This is a genomic window from Microcoleus vaginatus HSN003 (assembly GCF_022701255.1).
GTDB lineage: Bacteria > Cyanobacteriota > Cyanobacteriia > Cyanobacteriales > Microcoleaceae > Microcoleus > Microcoleus vaginatus_B.
The window spans coordinates 6,199,940-6,220,433 of the sequence record NZ_CP031705.1 but is presented as its reverse complement, the minus strand read 5'-3'; the positions used below and the strand labels follow the sequence as shown (position 1 = coordinate 6,220,433).

Below are 20,494 nucleotides of genomic sequence, written 5' to 3'. Positions count from 1 at the left end.
TGTCAGTTATAACGGTTATTTTACCCGACGAGATATCAGAATAAAGTCTCTAAAATTTTTCCCCAAACAAAAAGCGCCCCTATTTCTAGGAGCGCTTTTTGTTAATCAAAAACTAAAACTTAGCCATTGATAGAAGGAGCAACCATTGCTACTGGGGTGACTTCACTAGCAGCCAAGTCAAGCGGGAAGTTGTGAGCATTGCGCTCGTGCATTACTTCCATACCCAAGTTAGCGCGGTTAATCACATCAGCCCAAGTATTGATAACGCGACCTTGAGAGTCGATAATCGATTGGTTGAAGTTGAAACCGTTCAAGTTGAAGGCCATCGTGGAAATACCCAAAGCGGTAAACCAGATACCGACAACTGGCCATGCACCTAACAAGAAGTGCAAAGAACGGCTGTTGTTGAATGAAGCGTATTGGAAAATCAAACGACCGAAGTAGCCGTGGGCTGCAACGATGTTGTAGGTTTCTTCTTCTTGACCGAATTTGTAACCGTAGTTTTGCGATTCGGTTTCGGTTGTTTCACGAACCAAAGAGGAAGTAACGAGAGAACCGTGCATTGCGGAGAACAAAGAACCACCGAAGACACCAGCAACTCCCAACATGTGGAACGGGTGCATCAGGATGTTGTGCTCTGCTTGGAACACGATCATGAAGTTGAATGTACCGGAGATACCCAAAGGCATACCGTCAGAGAAGGAACCTTGACCAATTGGGTAGATCAAGAATACTGCGGTTGCTGCTGCAACTGGTGCAGAGTAAGCGACGCAGATCCAAGGACGCATACCTAAGCGGTAGGACAGTTCCCATTCACGACCCATGTAGCAGAAGATGCCGATGAGGAAGTGAAATACTACCAATTGGTAGGGGCCGCCGTTGTACAACCACTCATCGAGGGAAGCTGCTTCCCAGATTGGGTAGAAGTGAAGGCCGATGGCGTTGGATGAAGGAACAACAGCACCTGTGATGATGTTGTTACCGTACATTAAGGAACCTGCTACTGGTTCACGGATGCCGTCGATGTCCACTGGAGGGGCAGCGATGAAGGCGATGATGTAGCAGATGGTGGCGCTGAGCAAGGTGGGAATCATCAAGACGCCGAACCAACCGATGTAAATCCGGTTGTCTGTGCTTGTTACCCACTCACAAAAGCGTTCCCAGACATTGGCGCTTTCGCGCTGCTGTAAGGTTGTTGTCATTTGTTTATGATTGCTTTATTTTGTTTTCAATGTTCGTGACGGCTTTGTGTTCCGCCATGTAAATAAACATAAAGCTTTTATTTCAGTTTGTAAAGACCTTTTAATAACAGTTTTTCTTATAGGTGTCATAAATTATGCTTTTTAAAAGACCAAAGGCTTGGTGTATAAGGATTTGAGAAGCTGAATGCGGAATTGGTGGACGATCGCCCACCAATGAAGAATACTCATAATCTACCTGGACAACGAGATTCCGGACTTGTGTCAGGGTTAAGATAGATGAAGGGTTGCGATCGCCAACCGCAAAACTCCCATTGACATATATATGTTGTTGCACAAGTCCGATCGATAAAAATCCCAAGGAATGTCCCGCACCGTCACCTACAGCCCTGCTTATACTCTGGTTCCTACTTACGAGTGTTTTAACCGCTGCACGTATTGCAATTTTCGGGCAGAACCCCTGCAAAGTCCTTGGCTGACGCTACCAGAAGCGGAAAAACAGCTCAAGTTCCTGCAAACTCAAGGTGTAATTGAAATTCTCATCCTCAGCGGCGAGGTACATCCTCACAGTCAACGGCGAAAAGCTTGGTTGCAGCGGATTTACGATTTGTGCGAACTGGCGCTTGCTTTGGGATTTTTGCCGCATACTAATGTGGGGCCGCTCAGCTTTGAGGAGATGGCACAGTTAAAAGAGGTGAATGTATCGATGGGGCTGATGCTAGAACAGCTTGCCCCGCATTTGTTACAAACGGTTCACCGACACGCACCGAGTAAAGTGCCGGCGCTGCGGCTGCAACAGTTAGAATGGGCCGGGGAATTGAAGATTCCGTTTACAACTGGTTTGCTGCTGGGAATTGGGGAAAGTGAGGCAGATTGGGTGGAGACATTAGAGGCGATCGCCCGCATTCATTCGCGTTACAATCACATTCAAGAAGTTATCCTCCAGCCACACAGTCCGGGAAATCAGCAAAGTTGGGACGGTGAAGTTTTTGATGCTACAAAAATGCCCGAAGTAATTGCGATCGCCCGCAGCATTTTACCATCTGAAATCAGGCTGCAAATTCCGCCAAATTTAGTTGCACAGCCAGACATATTGCTGGCTTGTTTAGAAGCAGGTGCTAGAGATTTAGGAGGAATTGGGCCGCGCGATGAAGTTAATCCCGATTATCCTCACCTGCAACACCAAACTTTAACAGAAATTTTAGCAGCCTCGGGATGGCAACTTGTAAAGCGTTTGCCTGTTTATCCTCAGTATGATAAGTGGCTGCCGCAGACATTGCAAAGTGCTGTCAAACAATGGAGAGTCAATCGATTTTAAATTTTAGATTTTAGATTTTAGATTGAAGAATGGAGCCTACTGATAAATCCGGGGGCTTGTGACCAAATTGCTTGATATTCAGTCATTAATTATGGGTAATGGGTAATTGGTAGCAACATTCTTTAAATTGCTGCTATAGAGATTTTAAATCAAAGAACCGCCCCCATCAATCCACACTTCAGTACCTGTGATAAAGCTGGACGCATCTGATACCAGAAATAAAACTAATTGGGCGATTTCTTCGCTAGAACCGGGGGTATTATCCGTCAAAGGAATCAGGTCTTGAAGGGAATCAGGCTCGAGTGGAATGTCATCAAGATTGCGCTTAACCGTGCTTTCATCAATGTCAGTCTCGACCGCGCCCGGACAGATAACATTGACTCTGATTTGGCTGGGGGCAAGTTCTAGCGCCAGCATTTTCGCTAAAGCTACTTGGGCCGCTTTGCTGGAAGCGTAAGCTGTGGCGCCAACTTTCTTGAAACTTCTGGTGCCATTAATCGATGATGTAATGACGATGGAACCTCCTTGTTTTTTCAGATAAGGAACAGCATACTTAACAGCCAAGAATGTTCCTCTGAGGTTGGTATTAATTGTCTTGTCCCACTCTTCGGGTTCTATCTCTTCTATCGGCGACCATACACCGTTAATACCTGCATTTGCCAACACAATATCAATTCTTTGATATTCATCAAAAATGGTTTGAAATGCCTGTTGCATTTGCTGAGAATCCGCCACATCTGCTGCAACAGCTAGCCCGCAGCCTCCTTCATCGACCAACTGGCGGACGGTTTCTTGCGCGGTTTCTAAAGTGCGATTGATAATAGCAACTTTTGCGCCTTCCTTGGCCATTAAAATTGCTGCTGCACGACCAATCCCCGACCCTCCGCCAGTAATAACGGCAACTTTTTGTGAGAGTTTCATAATTTTTTATGTAAAATTACATTATATACTATCGCATATCCTAAAAATAGGACTAGAGAGAGAGCTTTAGTCCTAACTCTAGATAGATTGTAGTTATCTAAAACATGAAAGCAAAAAGTAAAAAGATATCTTGCTTTTTACTTTTTGCAGTTAACACAGTTCTTACGGCTGCAGAACCCAATCATCACGCCATTGACTTCAGACATATATTTAGTTTTGCTTGTTTTGTAAAGTTGCTAGATATATTTTTGTTCGTTGCCGATCGCTCTAGCTATGTCTGCAATCTATGGTCTATAAATATCATAATAGATGGGGCTGCTAAAAATAATCTATCTGTTGATATATTGACAACAGAATGTAAATTTGATAATAATTATTTTAGGCAAACCGAAAAATATTAATCGGGTGGCGATTGTGCGGCAACTCGCTCAACTCTGGTGTTCCAAGTACCGTCGATCGCCAATTCAAGCAATCTAAATCCCGGCGGGATTTCGTCAACTATAATCGGATGGCTTTTGGGTAAAAGTTGGATGCAGGTACTGGGCGTGCCCAAGTAGGAAACTGAGCCCCGCTGTTGTTGAAATTCTTGGTGAATGTGGCCGCAGAGGACAATTTTGATTTGAGGGTATCGATCGACAATTGCGAAAAATTCATCGGCATTGTGCAGCATCATTCCATCCATGATTTCAGAGTTGATCGGCAAAGGATGATGGTGCAAGGCAATGATAACAGGTCGATCGCCGGTTTGTTGCAGTTGAGAGTCGAGCCAATGCAAGCTTTCTGGGGAAAGCCGCCCGCCGTCGCATCCCGCTGCCACACTCGAAAGTAATAGAAATTGCCAGTTTCCTAACATCCATGATTTTTCTGGGGAAAGAGGCGGCTGATTTAAGATTTCTGACATGACAGGGATGTTGTCGTGGTTCCCAGGTATCCAGTAGGCGGGTATTCCGAGGGGGGCGATGAGGGAGACGAGGCGCTGGTAGGATTCGGGTGTTTCGTCTTGGGACAAGTCGCCTGTGAGTAGGAGTAAGTCGGGCGGCGGCTGTATCTGTTGCAAGCGATCGAGAACTGCTTGGAGGGTGCGGGTTGTTGAGAGGCCTTTCCATTCTCGATCGATCTCTGCAAACAAGTGAGTGTCGGTGATTTGGGCGACGAGTAGGGGAGAAACTGGTGTCATGGCTGGTGTTGCGGGCGATCGATGTAGTTCTAGAATAGCCTCGGATGGGTTTTGGGGATATGGGAAAAAAGGGCGATTCCCTACCGCAACCGGCCCGCAGGCGGGTTCGGGATAGCTGCGCTTTACGAAATTTTTGACAGGTATGTTAAAATTTTCGAGATTTGGTGTACTATAAGAAAACGTCAAATTTCAGACGTGACGGCGGCATAGCCAAGTGGTAAGGCAGAGGTCTGCAAAACCTCCACCCCCAGTTCAAATCTGGGTGCCGCCTTTTTTAATTTGTAAAGAACCACCAAAAAAATATTTAACGCGAGAAAGTTTCCCGAAGATAGTGAACAATTTCCCGGCGATTTTCTTGTAAGCTAGGAAATTGTTTTTCACATACTTTAGAAAACTTCTTTAAAACTTTTTTGCTTACTTTGTCCGCATCCTGAAAAATGGCAATTGGATAAAAAGAGTTTCCCCATTTCTCAAATTGAAGTAGAGAAATAGTTGCATCACGCACCTGATTGTCATTTTGTAGTGCATAAATATACAAAGGATTTGCCATCTTATTAATATGACAATTCACTTCATAAACACCTTCTGGGTCATATTGCGTATCGTGCCAGTCAAATACATATCTGTCTTCAGGAACATTCTCGGCTATCAATGCTCGGAAATCTTCATAAAAAGTTGACTTAACTCTTTCTCTTGACAAGTAACTAATATCAGAAATTCTTAATAAGGCTTGAGCAAATCTGTATAAAGCCTCTCCATACTCCCCCTGTTCGATTTTTATTATAAATTCTCCATATCTATCTTCTACCTGAAATTCAGACAGCGAATTTGTAATGATTTCTCTGCGCGTACCGTTTTCTAAATCAGACTCACTAAATCTATATGTTAGGTGCATATATGTATGACCTTCATCAGATAGCAACCATTGATTTTTTTCTTTTTTTAAAACAATAGCTAAATGGTCGCCGTCATCAAATCGGAAGGGCGTAAATACGCGAAATCTATCCTTCCCCTCTTCAGCAAGGCGCAACTCTTCACATACTTTTTGTTTAAACTCCCTCTCGATAGCGTCAGCAGTCATTTTCTTCACCTATTTAAAAGAGGCTAAGTTGAGAATCATCAGGTAACTCAAAGCCACAATCATTTAATAAACAGTCAAGAGCTTCTCCGAAATTAGAAAACCTATCAGTAGGTTCAGCATATTTGTCCTCTTCACAAGTTCCATAGTTTTGATACCTCTCTGTTGCCTTATGTATGTGGAAGTCATAAAATTTTTGCTTTTCTATCGGATTAGTGTGTTCGTGGCTTTTTCCATCATACCGCCTTAAGTGGAAAAGTTTATTAGAACCTGGAGGGTAAACTCCAATAATTATAGAAAAGTCTAATAAATTCAGACGGCTTTGACGTAAGATTAGGCGGAATTTATTGTTATTAACACCCTCAATATCAAAAGCACCCATTTTGCTAACACCTGCCTCTCTCATCCGAATCTGGGAGCGCCAATCTAAAGGTAAAGGCTTGGATTCAGCTATGAGATTATTAATTTCTAGGTCTGAATATTTAGCCACTACATTACAGCATTAAACAATTTAAAACTTTAGTTTTCAAGTTGATTTTCCATAGGTCTTTGCCAATTTACCAATTCTGGAAAGAATATAAAACACCTTTGACACCACCTATCCACCCACAAAGCCGGAACGTCAAACCTTGCCCCACAGTTGGGACAATCCGACAGCAAGCGCAACTGATGCCGATCGCACCCCGTCGCTGTTTTAAACTGCCACTCTATCTTATAACAAAGGGGATTAGGATAATAAGCCCCACACAACCGACTCTGCTCCAGTTTCATCCCCACCCCAGGAGGCGGTTACATTTCCTGTAACCGTTCCGCTTCAACTTCTACCACTGTTGCTAATGCTTCTAGCTGCTGACGAGAAGGAGTAGGATTAAAGCGAAACTTTTCCCAAGGTGCGATCGGCCATATTACACAAACGCAGTTAATCAAGTTTTTGTAATATGGCCTTTTGTTATGGAGACAAAGTATTTGCTCGGGTTTTCCAGCATAGGTTTCTTTCTTTTTATAAAAAAGAACTCCCTAATTTATCTTATAAAGTTTTCGGGAAATTTAACTTTATTCTATTATAGGATACAAAGTAAAGCTGTGTTATTAAAGCATAAAAAGTAGCTAAGGGTAACAAATAGAGTGTGTGCGTCCCAGACTGTACTCTTCAAAAGTTTAATGGCAGTCTAAAAAATATTGATCGGGATTGTCGCTCGCTTTAATATTTGTTGAACAACCCCATAATAATTAGGATTTTCTAACCCTTCTAATTCATGTTCGATATCTTCCCAATCCCCTAGCTTGCTTTTCCACTTACCATCCTCTTCTTGTCTGGCTGCGTGCTGTGGCTGGCCGTTATAGGTATATATTGCTATTTTTTGAAACCCCGGTTCAAGGTCACAATTCTCGCAAGTTTCATATCCAATAGTTTGATAAGCTTTGATAAAAGCATCCAGTGTTAGCTCTCTTGAAACACCATCCGGCCAGTACCCATCTGGGTCTACCGGGTCCCATCTGCATTCCTCTTCTCCAGCAGCAAAAGCAAAGCAATTATAATCTACTGTTTCTTCACTTGTTACTTGATATTCAGTAAGCTCTAAGTTAGGAAATCTCAATATTTTTCGGTACTCTAGCTTACCACTCATAACCGTGTTCTTTTCCCCATTGTATCCAGGCTTGGGCCATTTGCTTCATTCGGCCGCGCTGTTCGGGTTTTACCGGATTGTCGCCAGTAATTGCCCTCAACGCCCAAAACCAATGGTCTGGCTTTTGTTCGAGGTCACGCAAAATTAAGGGGATAACTGGCTGTCCCATGCCGATAATTCTCTGATAAGCCTGGTGCATTGATTTCTGCGTAACTAATGATAGCATCCCCGTTTCGAGGCGCCATTCTTCGGCGAACTTCTTAAACTCTGCTTCGAGTTCTACCTTGCTTTTAATGGGGAAGTCATCAGCAGGAATTCCTGACGGCAACAAATATACTTTTAAAATATTTTTGGTTTTTGATGCAGATTCTAAAAAGCTATTTGGTATCAACAAGTCATTAAGCTTTTGACAAAATCGCTTTTTTTCTTCTGTTGACAAGTTAGAAAGTTCTTCAAATTCATCCACAGCCGCAATCAGCTCATCTGCTAGTTCTTCCACCGTCCAAGCATAAGTTTTCTTTAAGGCGTATATAGGAATAATACTCTCTAGTATATTGACTAAATCATCATGGTTCGTGTTTTCTACCTCTGACTCTACGTTTCTGACTAAATCATCAATAGGCAACGCAGAAACTGTTTTTCTCAACGCAGTCAAAATAGCCTCAAACACTGAGTTGTCCAAGGCGATAATTTTTTCGATGCCGGATTGATATTGGCGATGTATTTTTAAAGAAGGCATATTAGTTTTCTTGTCTTTGCTAAGAGAAAGTTAACTTGAGGCTAATTGGCTAACTTATAAATTCCTTCAAACACAAAGGGTAAGGTGCGCGTGGCGCACCCTACAAGTAGAGTCTGTGCGTAAGTCCTAAATTAGCAATCTTACCCAAATCCTCACATTTTGCTGATAATTCTTTGCAGGATTTCCACGCCTGATACCGCTTGCCAGCCAAACAGCCCCAACAGCACAATATTCAGAAAGATGTGAGTGTTTCTCGCCAAATCATTGCCTTTTTGCATCAAAGGAGTCAGCGAGGCTGCGATCGCAATTAGGGCCATCATTCCCAACCCTGCTAGCAAGTGCGGCCCGACAAATAGCTTGCCGTTGTTGATGTAGGTGACGGCCATCCCGATGATTGCCACCGTAACCATCAAGGCTAACAGCAAAGAACCCATCTGGTGGTGCTTGACGTTGAATTTGCCCTTAAGTAACTCTTTTTTGACTTCGCCTTCTGCACTTCTGGTACGTCGGATTTGAATGCCCAGATACAAAGCATAAAATGAGATAGCCAGCAGTACCCACATTAAAATTGGGTGGATGAATTGGCTCCAAAATTTCACGGACTGAGGAATTTCGAGATTCATAGTGTTCTGAGGATTAGCAAACATACTTCATAAAACTTAGCATACCAGTCAGGCCGTCTCATGTGATGGTAAAAATATACGGTATGAGAGACTATTATGCCTGCCACTAAACAAGACGCTGTATTGATTCAAGCCGCCAAGACTGGCAACATTATTCACGTCCAAGCTTTACTCGCTAAGAATGTTAACGCTAACGCCAAAGACTCTGAGGGAACGACGGCTTTGATGTTTGCTGCCCAAAAGGGCTATACAGAAATCGTGCGTAGTCTACTAAACAATGACGCTAATGTCAACCAGGTGAGCAGGCGTTTTGGGCTAACGGCTTTGATGCTGGCGGCGGCTCACAAACAGGCTGACTCTGTGCGGCTGTTGCTGGCGGCAGGTGCTGATGTTAATGCTAAAAATGATGATGGAAGTACAGCTTTGATGGCGGCTTGTCTCAAGGGTGATATCAATGTTGTGCAGATGTTACTTGATGCTAATGCTGATGTAAATATCCAAGATAAAGATGGAGATTCTGCTCTGAAAATAGCTGCTTTATCCGGTCATCTAGCTGTTGTAAAAGCTTTAGTGGATGCGGGTGCTGTTGCTGACAATTCTATGCTGTTTTTAGCTGTCCGTCAAGGTAACGCTGAAATTGTGCGAATTTTGCTCAATTGTGGGGCGGATGCTAATGTTAAAAATCTAGAGAGCAAAACAGCTTTGATGCTGGCTGCGACGGCGGGAAATTTGGCTGTTGTCGAGGCGCTGTTGGCTGCTGGTGCTGATGTCGAAATTCCCGACAAAGAGGGTGAAACTGCTTTAACTTTGGCTGCGGATGCCGGCAATACTGATGTGGTGCAAACTTTGCTTGGTGCGGGTGCTAATGCGAATGTGAAAAATGCAGATGGGGGCACGGCTTTGATGGCCGCTGCTGCTGGGGGAAATGCGGCGATCGCTCATATCTTACTCGATGCTGGCGCGGATATCAACGCTAAGGATAAAGATGATGAAACTGCTTTAAATTTTGCCGTGGTTGAAGGCTGCGAAGATGTGGTGGAATTGCTCTTAAACCGAGGTGCTAGCGTCGGTTCGAGAAATCGCTTGGGCGATACGCCTTTACTGGTGGCGGCTGTTCACGGCCATAGTGCGATCGTATCGGCTTTGCTGCAAAAAGTAAACTCAAATCCGGCTGAGTTTCTGAATGCTAAAAACTTTGGGGAGACGGCTTTGACGCTGGCTGCTTTTCACGGACATACCGAGACGGTGAAGGTTTTGCTTGACTGCGGTGCTGATCCCAATGTCCCGGCGGATTTGGGGAAAACGGCTTTAATGAAGGCGTGCGATCGCGGTCATATTGCGATCGTCCAATTATTAGTGGAAAAAGGTGCGGATGTCAACTTGCTAGATGATTCCGGCGCAACCGCTTTAATGTGGGCCGCACATCGGGGTTATGCTGAGGCAGTAACAATTTTAATTGATGCTGGTGCAGAACTAAACCACAAAAATCCGGGAAATTATACAGCTTTAATGCTGGCTGAATTTAAGGGTTCTTCCAGTGTGGTAAAATTGCTCAAAAGTGCTGGAGCACTGGAGTAAGAATTAAATTGTTTTTAGTAAGGTAATTCTGTCATTCTGAGCGTAGGCTTTGGGAAGTGAAAAACCTCACATATCGAAACTTACGCATTGTAACGGTGTGGCAATAATTTGAGATTTTTCGCTTTACTCAGAATGACAAAATTAGGTGATTAGTGCGTCCAAGACGATGAATTATATCAATTCTGGCTGCGCCGGAATGATATCAAATCCGCACTTCCTCGTCGGGCGTAAAGTCGAATCAAGCTGCCAACAAATAATTCGCGCAATTTTCATTTTTTGGACTCACAGTCAGCAGTCAACAGTCAACAGTCAACAGTTAACAAGCATGAGGAGTGCAACCGGAATCGATATTAACCTCAATTTGCTTTGCGTACCCAGCCGTTAATAGTAAAGCGGCTATCAGCAAAAGCTTTTGAGGGACAGCTAACTCGCAAAACTTCGTGCATATAGCGACTTAGAAAAAATACGATGCTGTTATTCCGAGGCTCAACGGTTCTGAATGTCTTGTCCGCAACATAAAAATTGTTCTCGATTTTACTGTCGTAAATTTGCAATTCGCCGCCAGAAAAAGCCTTGGGTTCTCGATAGAAATAGTAAACGTAAGTAAAAAATCGGCTGGCGGTATCTGGCGAGCCACTGTCGTTGTGAAGTTTATAAAAGTTGTTGTCATTGTGCATGGTTAGCTGAGCTTCTATATCACCCAGGGGAAATGACGGAATATTTAAACTTTTGAGCACGTCGGGGAGAATTGCTTTGATGCGATTAACCATCAGTTCCGAAAATTCGGGGAACGAGTGGAGTACCATCGAACGGCGGTAATCTTCGGCATTGGTTGAGGTGCTGGTACTCACAAATTCTGATTCTTTTGCTAAGACATATTGGATGAGTTTATTCTTTTCTGCGGGGGTCAAAAAGTTGTCTATTTGGGCGTAGCGAGATATTAAATCGTCATTTACAGGCGGCGCAGGGGCGGGAATTTCTGCGGCGGGAATTTCTACGGGAGTTGCAGGCTGCTGCGGTTGCATTTCCTGCAAGTAAAGTGGGGGTTCGGTGACTAATCCGACTAGGTTTTCGCCGGGAAAAGAAAGGGCGGAACGACCTCCGTCTATAGGGATTTGAAATAAGGTGGAAAAACCGGGTGTTTGTTGAGTGCGATCGACTAATGTTTTGATCAGGCTGTGCAATAATGGTGTATCAGATTTGAGCGTGACGGTGCACTGATGTCCGCCAGTGAGCAGGATTTTGACTTTTATGTCTTGGGGTTTAATTTGCGGTTGAGTGTAAGTCATAATTTTTGAAGGACGCAACTGGGAATTTGGTAGGACATAACAGTGTTGATTGGTGTCATAGCCTTCCAGATCCCCCCTAACCCCCCTTAAAAAGGGGGGGACAAGAGTGTAAAAGTTCCCCTTGTTAAGGGGGAGACAAGAGTGTCAAAGTTTCCCGTCTTAAGACGAGACAGGATTCTTCTCAAAGTCCCCCTTCTTAAGGGGGATTTAGGGGGATCTAGACTCGGGGAGAAACGAGATTTATGAAAGCTTTTCGACTTAAGTTGACACCCGCGAACACTATTGTATCCCTACAATATGGTACACAATCGAGAATTGCTAGGCATAATTCCTAACAAAAACTAATGCAAGAAGTGGCGGATATCAGTGAAAACCATTGTGATTCCGAGTTGGTTGGCGGCTTGAATGGAATCTTGATCGCGCATACTTCCGCCGGGTTGGACGATCGCAATTATTCCAGCCTCAGCCGCCGTTTTTACGGAATCATCGAAGGGGAAGAAACCGTCGCTGGCCAAAATCGCTCCTTTGCTCTTGTCTCCTGCTTGTTCTAATGCTAGTTTAACTGAGCCGACGCGATTCATTTGTCCGGCGCCGACACCGATTGTAGTGCGATCGCGCGTCACAACGATCGCATTTGATTTGACGTGTTTCGCTACTTTCCAAGAAAACAGCAATTCTTCCAACTCTTCAGCAGTCGGCTGTTTCTCGGTAACAATCCGCCATTTGCTAGTTTCTTCTACTATATTATCTGAGTCTTGCACCAGCAAACCGCCTGCAATAACTTTAACAGTTTGTGGCGGCCCTTGAGTCAAATCTGGCAAAATTAATACTCGAACTTTCGCCTTTTTCTTGATAATTTCTTCTGCTTCTGGTTCGCATCCTGGCGCGACGATACATTCTAAAAATGTTTTAGTTAACGCCGTTGCGGTAGCAGCATCAATCGGGCGGTTGAGGGCGACAATTCCACCGAAAGCTGAGACTGAATCGGTGTCGAAGGCTTTTTGATAAGCTTCAGAAATAGTTGTTCCCAAGGCTGTGCCGCAAGGATTTGTATGCTTCAGAATAGCGGCGGCGGGCGTGTCGGGGAATTCTACGATTAGCCGCCTTGCTGCTTCTAAATCTACTAAATTATTGTAGCTTAATTCTTTGCCTTGCAGGATGGTGCTAGTCGTCCAGCCTGTGGGTGTACTTCCGCTTTGATACCAGGTGGCGGCTTGATGGGGATTTTCGCCGTAGCGGAGAGTTTGCAACTCTTTTCCTGATAAATTAAACTCGTCTGGTAGCGAAGATTCTTCAGCGGATTGGCTGCTGCTGAGATAATTTGCGATCGCGCGATCGTAGTTTGCTGTATGTTTGAATGTTTCTAGCGCACATTTTTGCCGAAACTCTAAGGATGCTTGGCCGCCATTTTCCCGCAGTTCTTTTAAATAAGTATTGTACTGTTCTGGATCGCACAAAACTGTCAAATGAGCGTGGTTTTTGGCGGAAGCTCTCAACATTGCTGGCCCGCCGATATCTATCTGCTCAATTGCGTCTGCTAGAGTAACTCCTGGCTTAGAAATTGTCTCTTCAAATGGATACAAATTGACTACAACTAGATCGATCGCTCGAATTTGATTGGCGGTTAAATCTGCGAGGTCTTCCGGTACATCGCGGCGTGCTAAAATACCTCCGTGGATTCGTGGGTGAAGTGTTTTGACGCGCCCTCCCAAAATTTCGGGAGAACCAGTATATTCCGCAACTTTGGTCACTGGGATGCCTGCTTCTTTGAGAGCCGTTGCTGTCCCGCCACTACTAATTATGTCAAATTCAAATTCTTCTACTAGACTGCGCGCTAAGTCGATTAGCCCGGTTTTATTGGATGTGCTCAGAAGTGCTAGACGTGCCATTGGTTTGAAATTGCGATCGCAAAAATAGATAGGTTATATTCTATCTCACATCTGCCTACAGGGAGATGATTTGGGAATTGCTAATTATGATTATTTTTGATGGCTTAAGGATGAGTCCGCTCATTTTTAAGTATATTTTTTTTTAAAATTATATAATATTTTATACTGAGCCGTGGCTTCTAAATATTTAGAAGTTTCGCGTGGAACTGATTATTTTGTGAGTGGAAGGGGGATTGCAGCCATATCCAGCTTGCACAGTTCATGTCGCTACGTAAGTGTCAATGTTGTTGAAATTACTTAATAAAAGTTAATAGATAATTATAGCGCGATTACTCAGGAATTTTAACGAGGTTTTATGATGAATTCTAAAAGTAATGTGCTAGCATCTGGTGTAAATTGCTATCCCCGTAAATTTACGGGAACATTGGGCGATGCAACACATTCATCTAAAAAATAATTTGGTAGGGTAGTAATATGTTTTTCCAAGAAGCCGATCCAGAAAATAAGCTCAGTAATATTAGCAGGAATCATAAAGCAAGTCCTCAAAGTATGTTCAAGAGAACAGACTACCAAGAGATTCCAAAAACAAGAGCCGAGAATTTGACAGATGCCAGCATTTCAGAAGCTTATAGTCTTAGTCTGTGCGAACTGCACCAGATGGAGCGAGCAATGGAACAGCTAAAGCAGGATTTGAAAGCTAGCGAATCTCGGTTTCGGAATGTGATCGAAAAAAATGGTGACGGCATCGCAATCGTTAACAAGCGAGGACTTGTCTGTTTTGCCAACCAGTCAGCAGAAGCACTGTTTAACTGCAAGGCAGAGGAACTTTTAGGTCAAGCATTTTTTGGCAATTTAGTAGTAGAAGTTTCAGCTTGCGACCTGGAGATGGCGACGGATATTATTCCCCAAGTTGGAAAAACAGAAGCACCAGGAACTCGCGTCGTGCAAACAGAAGTTGAAGCTATTCGCAAGCAAAAAGCAAATGCTGTAGTAGAAATGCGGGTGGTGGAAACGGAATGGGATGGAGAAATGGCTTATTTAGCTACGCTGCGGGACATTACCGATCGCAAGCGCGCAGAAGAAATGCTTTGGTTGTACGATCGAGCTATAGCAGCTACTAGCACCGGAGTTACGATTTCGGACGCCACTGACCCAGAACATCCAATTATTTATTGCAATGCCGCATTTGAAAGCATGACCGGTTATCGGCGGCAGGAAATTATCGGGAAAAACGGTCGATTTTTGCACGGAAGCGATACCGATCCGGCGGCAGTAGAAATAATTCGCCAAGCCTTGCAAACAGAAAGCGAATGCAAGGTAATATTAAAGAATTACCGCAAAGACGGAACCGCTTTCTGGAATTGTTTCTCAATATCTCCTGTGCGCGATCGACTAGGCAAATTAACTCATTTTATTGGCGTACAAAGAGACATCACTGAGCGCAAACAAGCTGAAGAAGCCTTGCACAATTCCGAAGCACAAAGCAGAGAACAAGCCGCTCAACTAGCAGTTACACTTAACCAACTCAAAGCCACTAATTCCCAATTAGTTCAAAGCGAAAAAATGTCTAGTTTGGGATTGCTACTTGCCGGCGTCGCTCACGAAATTAACAACCCAGTCAGCTTCATTTACGGCAATCTCACTCATCTCACAAATTATACTCAAGACTTGTTTCACCACCTCGAACTTTACCAAAAGCATTATCCTGATCCCGTCGCGGAAATTCAGCAGGAAAGAGAAGAAAATGAACTCGATTTTTTAGCTGAAGATTTACCTAAAATACTGTCTTCAATGAGCGTTGGTGTCGAGCGGATTTGCCAGATTGTGCAGTCGCTGCGGAACTTTTCGCGGCACGACGATTCAGAGATGAAAGCCGTTAACCTGCACGAAGGTATTGACAGCACGCTGTTAATTCTCAATCACCGTTTGAAGGGAAACGGAGAAAAGCCGCCAATTCAAATTGTAAAACAATACGGAGAATTGCCGCCGGTGGAGTGTTTTGCGGGGCCAATCAATCAAGTTTTTATGAATATTCTCAGCAATGCGATCGATGCTTTAGAAGATGCCAAGAATAAGCCAAATTGTCAAGAAATGCTACCAAATCCTAGCCAGATTAGGATTGGTACGGAAGTGGTGGGCAATTTGGTAGAAATTAAAATTGCCGACAACGGGCCGGGAATAACGGAGGAAGTCAAGCAGCGGATATTCGATACATTTTTTACTACCAAACCCATTGGTAAAGGCACGGGAATGGGTTTGTCAATTAGCTACCAAATTATTGTAGAAAGACACAAGGGCGAACTCTATTGTACTTCGGAATTGGGCAAGGGCACGGAATTTACTATCAAAATTCCGATCGCACCTTAGCGCGGAATGTGCAATCTGCACCTTACCAACTTGAGATATAGGCAAACAAGCGAGCGGGACGCTCGCACTCCTAAAAAACGAGAAAAATCGTTTTTTCTCGTCCCACGACTCTGGCTGGTAACGCATAATTCGAGGCTCTGCCTCCCCATTGTAGAAACAATTTTAGGGTGCTTTTCGATTCACATTACCCGCATAAATAGCGAATTAAAAAACCTCCACACCATCCAACTTCTTAAAAGTTTCAACCTTAGCCCTCGCCGCTTCCCCGCAAGTCTTCGGCGTCGGAAACATCTTCCCAGGATTCGCCAAACCTTTCGGATTAAACACCTGACGCACCCACTGCATCGTCTCCAAATCTACCTCCGAAAACATATCCGGCATAAAACACTTCTTATCAGCGCCGATGCCGTGTTCCCCCGAAAGACTCCCCCCAACTTTCACGCAAAGCCTGAGAATTTCTCCGCCCAATTCTTCCACCTTTTCCAGCGCACCTTTTACCGAGTTATCGTACAGAATCAGCGGGTGTAAATTCCCGTCTCCCGCGTGAAATACATTGGCAATTCGATAACCGTATTTCTCGCTCAAACCCTCAATTTCTTTCAAAACATAAGCCATTTGCGTTCGCGGAATTACCCCGTCTTGCACGTAATAATCAGGGCTGAGATGACCTGCCGCCGCAAAAGCAGCTTTCCGCCCTTTCCAAATTTTTAGGCGGGTTTCCGGGTCGGTTGCGGTAGTGATATTTCGTGCTCCGTTATGCTTGCAAATATCAGCTATCCGCTGTTTGTTTGTGGCAACTTCCACTTCTAAACCGTCGATTTCTATGAGGAGAATTGCCGCCGCATCGCGGGGATAACATCCAGTTGCCACCACATCTTCCACAGCATTGATGCTGATGTTGTCCATAATTTCCATGCCGCCGGGAATAATGCCAGCGCTGATAATATCGGAAACCGATTCGCCCGCTGCTTCTATACTGGAAAAATCCGCTAGGAGAACGCAAATCGATTCCGGCGCTTTGAGTATTCGCAGAGTAACTTCTGTGGCGATTCCTAAAGTGCCTTCGGAACCGACAAATACACCAGTTAAATCGTAACCGGGCGTTTCGGGAATTTCGCCACCGACATCAACAATAGAACCGTCGGGAAGTACCAATTTTAATCCTAAAACGTGATTCGTTGTGACTCCGTATTTGAGGCAGTGAACCCCGCCAGAATTTTCCGCAACGTTGCCGCCAATCGAACAAACAATTTGACTAGAAGGATCGGGCGCGTAGTAGAAACCGGCACCGCTAACTGCTTGCGTTACCCAGTTATTAATTACTCCCGGTTGCACGACTACTTGCTGATTTTCTAAGTCTACTTTCAGGATTTTTCGCATCAGCGCCGTGACAATCAGGACGCAGTTTTCTACAGGCAAAGCGCCGCCGGAAAGGCCGGTTCCTGCGCCTCTAGCAACCCAGGGAATTGAGTTGCGATCGCATATTTTGACCAATTGCGCCACTTCCTCGGTAGTTCGAGGCAATACCACCACGGCGGGGCGCTGGCGGTAGCTGGCGAGTCCGTCGCACTCATAGACAATCAATTCTTCGCGGCGCTGTACCACCCCATTTTTGCCTACTACAGCCTCGAATTCTGTAATAACGGGTTTCCAGTTGCGTTCTGTTTCTATGGCTATCATTAGTGAATTTAATTAGGGAACTATCAATAATATTGTGGCAAGTTTTACTATTTTTGTGCAATTATTTTTTTAAGGGTTGCAATATTGACACAGGGAAGGATCGGCAGTCTCTCGACCGTCTGGAAATAGTTTTTCTTTAGTATAACCGCACTTTTTGCATTTATAGATTGCCGATCGCACTAGCTGAGTCGGAAAATAGCAAAGTCCGCAGGGCAATCCGATTTTCGTCTCAGCAATATCGAATCCCGGCCAACCGCACTCCGGGCAGAATTGCTTAAATTTTTTAACTAAATCCAGAGTTGCATTTTCGATGTTTTTCATCCGAGTTGGATTGTACATCGCCCGCATATCTGTTTCAATGTGAACTCGGCCGGTTGACGATTTTTTAAAGCCTGCTGTCACAGCGTCAAAAAGTTGTTTTTCTGTCCTAATGCCCTTGACAATTTCGCCGTTACCAAGTGCAGCGTCGCCAACTATAACCACCAGTGCGTGTTCGGGAAATCCAGCTTTTTTAGCAAAATCATCTGCTTCTTCTATACTGGAAACTAACTCGTGACTGTAGTTAGTTTCAACCGAGAAAGAGTCGCCGATGAGTTCTAGATTGTTGGCTCGATCTAATAAAATTACTATTTCTCTGTTAGCTGGCAGATACGGCATCATGGGGTGAGGGCCGAAAGTACCTTCGCTGGCAAAGGCAAGAGTTTCGCCCGCAATTTCTAGAGCTTTTTGTGCTTTCTGGCGAGCCGCTTCTATTTGTGTTCCTAAGCGTTTAACTTCTCTGGTGAACGTGCCGAGACAGTCCGTGTCAAGCGCCGCAGGTACTAGGATATTTACGCCCAATTCTCGTTCCAAAACCGGAGCCATCACCCGTTCTTTTTCGTGCATGGTAGCAAGAACTGCGGTGCGATCGCTCAATAATTGATTGGGATTCACAGGCTCAGGAATATTAGACATACAGCAACATTATTTCCTAACACAAGGCTCAAATACACCCTTTGACCTAAGTTATCAATTAAGCACTCAAGCGTCAATCTTAAAAGCGATCGCTAGTTGCCCCCAGTCACTCCCCCAACTTGACCTCTGAGTACAAAAATTACTCCTGTCATAATTAGCGCCACGCCTACCAACCGCAGCGGTGGCAAAGGCTCGTGAAATATAAGTTTGCCACCTAAAACAGTAAACAGGTAACTAATTGACAATAAAGGTGAGACTATGCTAAGGTTTGCCCGCGACAACACTATAATAAAGCCGATGGAAGAAATTGCATACAAAGAAAGACCACCTACAATTAACGGCTGGGTAGCCATTGCTAGAATTTTTTCCATTAAATTAGCAGCGCCAATGGGTCCTAAGATTTTAGCTCCTGCCTTCAGACTGAATTGACCTGCGACGCCGCACAAGATTGCAGCAAGCAATAACATAAAAACGCTTCTATTCATAAGTTTAGTAACCTATAGTACAATCAAAAATTGCCGTTTCCAAAAACCTAAAAACCTTTAATTAAGTTTTGTGAGGTTTTAGTCACCACTAATATTTTAAGCAGAGATACGGGAAAATCAAGTATGGTCGATCGCGATCGAGAGTCGAACAAATATATGGCAGAGCAGACCAATCCAAGCGGAGAATACACTCTAGAACTATCGATACTCATGCCTTGCCTGAACGAAGCAGAAACTTTAGAAATCTGCATCGAGAAGGCGCAGAAGTTCCTGCGCGAACTTGATATTGCCGGCGAGGTCATCATAGCAGACAACGGCAGCACTGACGGTTCTCAAGCTATCGCTACCAGAATGGGAGCGAGAGTCGTGCCCGTAGCAACCAAAGGCTACGGCAGCGCCCTCATGGGAGGCATCATCGCAGCGCGCGGAGTTTATATTATCATGGGCGATGCTGACGACAGCTACAATTTTTCTAACCTCGGTGCTTTTGTCAACAAATTGCGAGAAGGTTTCGACTTAGTAATGGGAAACCGGTTTCAAGGGGGCATTAAACCTGGGGCCATGCCGCCGCTGCACAAATATTTAGGAAATCCGGTGCTGACATGGGTTGGGCAGTTATTTTTCGCGAGTCCAGTCGGCGACTTTCACTGCGGATTACGGGGTTTTAGGAGAGACTCAATTTTGAAACTCGACTTGCAAACAACGGGGATGGAATTTGCTAGCGAAATGGTCGTCAAAGCATCTCTGTACACATTGCGGATAGCTGAAGTCCCAACCGTACTTTCTCCCGATGGACGCTCGCGCCCGCCGCACTTGCGAACTTGGCGAGATGGCTGGCGGCATCTCCGCTTTTTGCTGCTTTACAGTCCTCGGTGGCTGTTTTTGTATCCGGGTACTGCGCTGATGATTTGGGGTCTAATTATCGTAGTTTGGCTGTTACCCGGTACTCAAAAGATTGGGAGTATCAGCTTTGATGTACACACGCTGCTTTATGGTGCGATCGCAATTATCATCGGTTTTCAAGCAGTAACTTTCGCTTTTTTCACCAAAGTTTTTGCCATCAGTGAAAAACTGCTGCCCGAAGACCCCAAACTAAACAAAATATTTCGCTATGTCACCCTAGAGACAGGATTGATTGTCGGAGTCACGCTGATTTTAATCGGAATAGTTGGCTCGTTCTTGTCATTAACTATCTGGAAGCAAACTGCTTTCGGTTCTCTTGATCCTTCTAAAACTCTGCGTTTGGTTATTCCCTCGCTCACTTGCCTGACTGTTGGTTTGCAGATGGTTTTGTCGAGCTTTTTTCTCAGCGTGCTGAGCTTGAAGCGTAGGTGATAAGCTGTCGGGCATCTTGCGTTGTATTTTTCGGGCGGGACGCCCAACCCCTACTCCCCACAAGAATTTCATCAAACTTGACTGTAAGATTTAGATGCGCCTGGGCTTAAGATCAAAGTTACTGCCAACCTTGCTCAAAACTAAATTTCCATGCAGGGTAAGTTCAGGGCGATCGCAATGCAGGCAATATCGGGGCGATCGCAATGCAGGGAAAATCAGGGCCGCAGGAGCCAA

20 protein-coding genes and 1 tRNA gene are annotated in these 20,494 nt (G+C 44.5%); 6 read left to right on the top strand and 15 right to left on the bottom strand.

Going from position 1 to position 20,494, the window contains the following annotated elements:
• Positions 1–119: 119 nt before the first annotated feature.
• The gene (psbA, locus tag D0A37_RS26650) at positions 120–1,202 is read right to left on the bottom strand and encodes a photosystem II q(b) protein (RefSeq protein ID WP_242719075.1); all 1,083 of its coding nucleotides are present in this window, start codon (positions 1,200–1,202) and stop codon (positions 120–122) included.
• A 361-nt stretch (positions 1,203–1,563) separates the two neighbouring features.
• Between psbA and cofG the strand changes: the two genes are divergently transcribed.
• On the top strand, positions 1,564–2,517 hold the full coding sequence (cofG, locus tag D0A37_RS26645; RefSeq protein ID WP_242719073.1) for a 7,8-didemethyl-8-hydroxy-5-deazariboflavin synthase subunit CofG: 954 nt from the start codon (positions 1,564–1,566) through the stop codon (positions 2,515–2,517).
• Positions 2,518–2,661: 144 nt separating this feature from the next.
• Here cofG and D0A37_RS26640 read toward each other — a convergent pair whose 3' ends face one another.
• Entirely contained in the window at positions 2,662–3,438 is a 777-nt protein-coding gene (locus D0A37_RS26640) for an SDR family oxidoreductase (protein ID WP_242719071.1), read from the bottom strand.
• A 104-nt stretch (positions 3,439–3,542) separates the two neighbouring features.
• Between D0A37_RS26640 and D0A37_RS26635 the strand changes: the two genes are divergently transcribed.
• The gene (locus tag D0A37_RS26635; protein ID WP_242719069.1) at positions 3,543–3,839 is read left to right on the top strand and encodes a hypothetical protein; all 297 of its coding nucleotides are present in this window, start codon (positions 3,543–3,545) and stop codon (positions 3,837–3,839) included.
• Here D0A37_RS26635 and cpdA read toward each other — a convergent pair.
• The gene (gene cpdA, locus D0A37_RS26630; protein ID WP_445242452.1) at positions 3,836–4,801 is read right to left on the bottom strand and encodes a 3',5'-cyclic-AMP phosphodiesterase; all 966 of its coding nucleotides are present in this window, start codon (positions 4,799–4,801) and stop codon (positions 3,836–3,838) included. The two genes, D0A37_RS26635 and cpdA, sit on opposite strands and share 4 nt — an antisense overlap.
• Positions 4,802–4,815: 14 nt before the next feature.
• Between cpdA and D0A37_RS26625 the strand changes: the two genes are divergently transcribed.
• Positions 4,816–4,886: transfer RNA gene (locus tag D0A37_RS26625), tRNA-Cys, on the top strand.
• A 33-nt stretch (positions 4,887–4,919) separates the two neighbouring features.
• Here the strand turns inward: D0A37_RS26625 and D0A37_RS26620 are convergent.
• The 7 genes from D0A37_RS26620 to D0A37_RS26590 all read right to left on the bottom strand — a co-directional run bounded on the left by D0A37_RS26620 (position 4,920) and on the right by D0A37_RS26590 (position 8,683).
• Positions 4,920–5,696 (bottom strand): DUF1828 domain-containing protein, encoded by a 777-nt coding sequence (locus D0A37_RS26620; protein WP_242719067.1) that lies wholly within the window; start codon positions 5,694–5,696, stop codon positions 4,920–4,922.
• A gap of 13 nt (positions 5,697–5,709) precedes the next feature.
• Entirely contained in the window at positions 5,710–6,183 is a 474-nt protein-coding gene (locus D0A37_RS26615) for a hypothetical protein (protein WP_242719065.1), read from the bottom strand.
• Positions 6,184–6,212: 29 nt separating this feature from the next.
• Positions 6,213–6,464, bottom strand: coding sequence for a hypothetical protein (locus D0A37_RS26610; protein WP_242719062.1), 252 nt, complete (start codon positions 6,462–6,464; stop codon positions 6,213–6,215).
• A gap of 18 nt (positions 6,465–6,482) precedes the next feature.
• A complete protein-coding gene (locus tag D0A37_RS26605; protein WP_242719060.1) occupies positions 6,483–6,620 on the bottom strand; it encodes a hypothetical protein in 138 nt (45 codons plus the stop codon).
• Between the two features lie 242 nt (positions 6,621–6,862).
• Positions 6,863–7,321, bottom strand: a complete 459-nt coding sequence (locus tag D0A37_RS26600) for a DUF7689 domain-containing protein (protein WP_242719058.1) — start codon at positions 7,319–7,321, stop codon at positions 6,863–6,865.
• Positions 7,311–8,060, bottom strand: a complete 750-nt coding sequence (locus tag D0A37_RS26595) for a DUF2321 domain-containing protein (RefSeq protein WP_242719056.1) — start codon at positions 8,058–8,060, stop codon at positions 7,311–7,313. Before D0A37_RS26595 ends, D0A37_RS26600 begins: the two co-directional genes overlap by 11 nt.
• Positions 8,061–8,212: 152 nt before the next feature.
• On the bottom strand, positions 8,213–8,683 hold the full coding sequence (locus D0A37_RS26590) for a DUF4079 domain-containing protein (RefSeq protein WP_242725775.1): 471 nt from the start codon (positions 8,681–8,683) through the stop codon (positions 8,213–8,215).
• A gap of 96 nt (positions 8,684–8,779) precedes the next feature.
• Between D0A37_RS26590 and D0A37_RS26585 the strand changes: the two genes are divergently transcribed.
• Positions 8,780–10,261 (top strand): ankyrin repeat domain-containing protein, encoded by a 1,482-nt coding sequence (locus D0A37_RS26585; RefSeq protein WP_242719053.1) that lies wholly within the window; start codon positions 8,780–8,782, stop codon positions 10,259–10,261.
• Positions 10,262–10,617: 356 nt separating this feature from the next.
• Here D0A37_RS26585 and D0A37_RS26580 read toward each other — a convergent pair whose 3' ends face one another.
• Together D0A37_RS26580 and purH are read right to left on the bottom strand one after the other, a co-directional pair.
• The gene (locus D0A37_RS26580) at positions 10,618–11,550 is read right to left on the bottom strand and encodes a 2OG-Fe(II) oxygenase (RefSeq protein WP_242719051.1); all 933 of its coding nucleotides are present in this window, start codon (positions 11,548–11,550) and stop codon (positions 10,618–10,620) included.
• Positions 11,551–11,891: 341 nt separating this feature from the next.
• Positions 11,892–13,439 (bottom strand): bifunctional phosphoribosylaminoimidazolecarboxamide formyltransferase/IMP cyclohydrolase, encoded by a 1,548-nt coding sequence (purH, locus tag D0A37_RS26575; protein WP_242719049.1) that lies wholly within the window; start codon positions 13,437–13,439, stop codon positions 11,892–11,894.
• 549 nt (positions 13,440–13,988) lie between these two features.
• On the opposite strand from purH, the gene D0A37_RS26570 reads away from it, so the two are divergent.
• Positions 13,989–15,806 carry a PAS domain S-box protein gene (locus D0A37_RS26570; RefSeq protein WP_242719047.1) on the top strand — a complete coding sequence of 606 codons (1,818 nt, stop codon included), beginning with the start codon at positions 13,989–13,991 and terminating at the stop codon, positions 15,804–15,806.
• A gap of 204 nt (positions 15,807–16,010) precedes the next feature.
• Here the strand turns inward: D0A37_RS26570 and glcD are convergent, their stop codons facing one another.
• The 3 genes from glcD to D0A37_RS26555 form a co-directional block, all read right to left on the bottom strand.
• Positions 16,011–17,486 (bottom strand): glycolate oxidase subunit GlcD, encoded by a 1,476-nt coding sequence (gene glcD, locus D0A37_RS26565; protein ID WP_242719045.1) that lies wholly within the window; start codon positions 17,484–17,486, stop codon positions 16,011–16,013.
• A 69-nt stretch (positions 17,487–17,555) separates the two neighbouring features.
• Complete coding sequence (locus D0A37_RS26560) at positions 17,556–18,440, bottom strand: DUF6671 family protein (protein WP_242719043.1); 885 nt, start codon at positions 18,438–18,440, stop codon at positions 17,556–17,558.
• Positions 18,441–18,532: 92 nt separating this feature from the next.
• Positions 18,533–18,925: a DMT family transporter gene (locus D0A37_RS26555; protein ID WP_242719040.1), complete on the bottom strand. Its 393-nt coding sequence runs from the start codon at positions 18,923–18,925 to the stop codon at positions 18,533–18,535.
• A gap of 123 nt (positions 18,926–19,048) precedes the next feature.
• Between D0A37_RS26555 and D0A37_RS26550 the strand changes: the two genes are divergently transcribed.
• Entirely contained in the window at positions 19,049–20,260 is a 1,212-nt protein-coding gene (locus D0A37_RS26550) for a glycosyltransferase family 2 protein (RefSeq protein ID WP_242719038.1), read from the top strand.
• The last annotated feature ends 234 nt before the right edge of the window (positions 20,261–20,494 follow it).

What these genes read in the sequence shown, in the direction of transcription:
- psbA (WP_242719075.1), bottom strand. Translation starts at nt 1,202, where the DNA reads ATGACAACAACCTTACAGCAGCGCGAAAGCGCCAATGTCTGGGAACGC.
- cofG (WP_242719073.1), top strand. Translation starts at nt 1,564, where the DNA reads ATGTCCCGCACCGTCACCTACAGCCCTGCTTATACTCTGGTTCCTACT.
- D0A37_RS26640 (WP_242719071.1), bottom strand. Translation starts at nt 3,438, where the DNA reads ATGAAACTCTCACAAAAAGTTGCCGTTATTACTGGCGGAGGGTCGGGG.
- D0A37_RS26635 (WP_242719069.1), top strand. Translation starts at nt 3,543, where the DNA reads ATGAAAGCAAAAAGTAAAAAGATATCTTGCTTTTTACTTTTTGCAGTT.
- D0A37_RS26620 (WP_242719067.1), bottom strand. Translation starts at nt 5,696, where the DNA reads ATGACTGCTGACGCTATCGAGAGGGAGTTTAAACAAAAAGTATGTGAA.
- D0A37_RS26610 (WP_242719062.1), bottom strand. Translation starts at nt 6,464, where the DNA reads ATGAAACTGGAGCAGAGTCGGTTGTGTGGGGCTTATTATCCTAATCCC.
- D0A37_RS26600 (WP_242719058.1), bottom strand. Translation starts at nt 7,321, where the DNA reads ATGAGTGGTAAGCTAGAGTACCGAAAAATATTGAGATTTCCTAACTTA.
- D0A37_RS26595 (WP_242719056.1), bottom strand. Translation starts at nt 8,060, where the DNA reads ATGCCTTCTTTAAAAATACATCGCCAATATCAATCCGGCATCGAAAAA.
- D0A37_RS26590 (WP_242725775.1), bottom strand. Translation starts at nt 8,683, where the DNA reads ATGAATCTCGAAATTCCTCAGTCCGTGAAATTTTGGAGCCAATTCATC.
- D0A37_RS26585 (WP_242719053.1), top strand. Translation starts at nt 8,780, where the DNA reads ATGCCTGCCACTAAACAAGACGCTGTATTGATTCAAGCCGCCAAGACT.
- D0A37_RS26580 (WP_242719051.1), bottom strand. Translation starts at nt 11,550, where the DNA reads ATGACTTACACTCAACCGCAAATTAAACCCCAAGACATAAAAGTCAAA.
- purH (WP_242719049.1), bottom strand. Translation starts at nt 13,439, where the DNA reads ATGGCACGTCTAGCACTTCTGAGCACATCCAATAAAACCGGGCTAATC.
- D0A37_RS26570 (WP_242719047.1), top strand. Translation starts at nt 13,989, where the DNA reads ATGTTCAAGAGAACAGACTACCAAGAGATTCCAAAAACAAGAGCCGAG.
- glcD (WP_242719045.1), bottom strand. Translation starts at nt 17,486, where the DNA reads ATGATAGCCATAGAAACAGAACGCAACTGGAAACCCGTTATTACAGAA.
- D0A37_RS26560 (WP_242719043.1), bottom strand. Translation starts at nt 18,440, where the DNA reads ATGTCTAATATTCCTGAGCCTGTGAATCCCAATCAATTATTGAGCGAT.
- D0A37_RS26555 (WP_242719040.1), bottom strand. Translation starts at nt 18,925, where the DNA reads ATGAATAGAAGCGTTTTTATGTTATTGCTTGCTGCAATCTTGTGCGGC.
- D0A37_RS26550 (WP_242719038.1), top strand. Translation starts at nt 19,049, where the DNA reads ATGGTCGATCGCGATCGAGAGTCGAACAAATATATGGCAGAGCAGACC.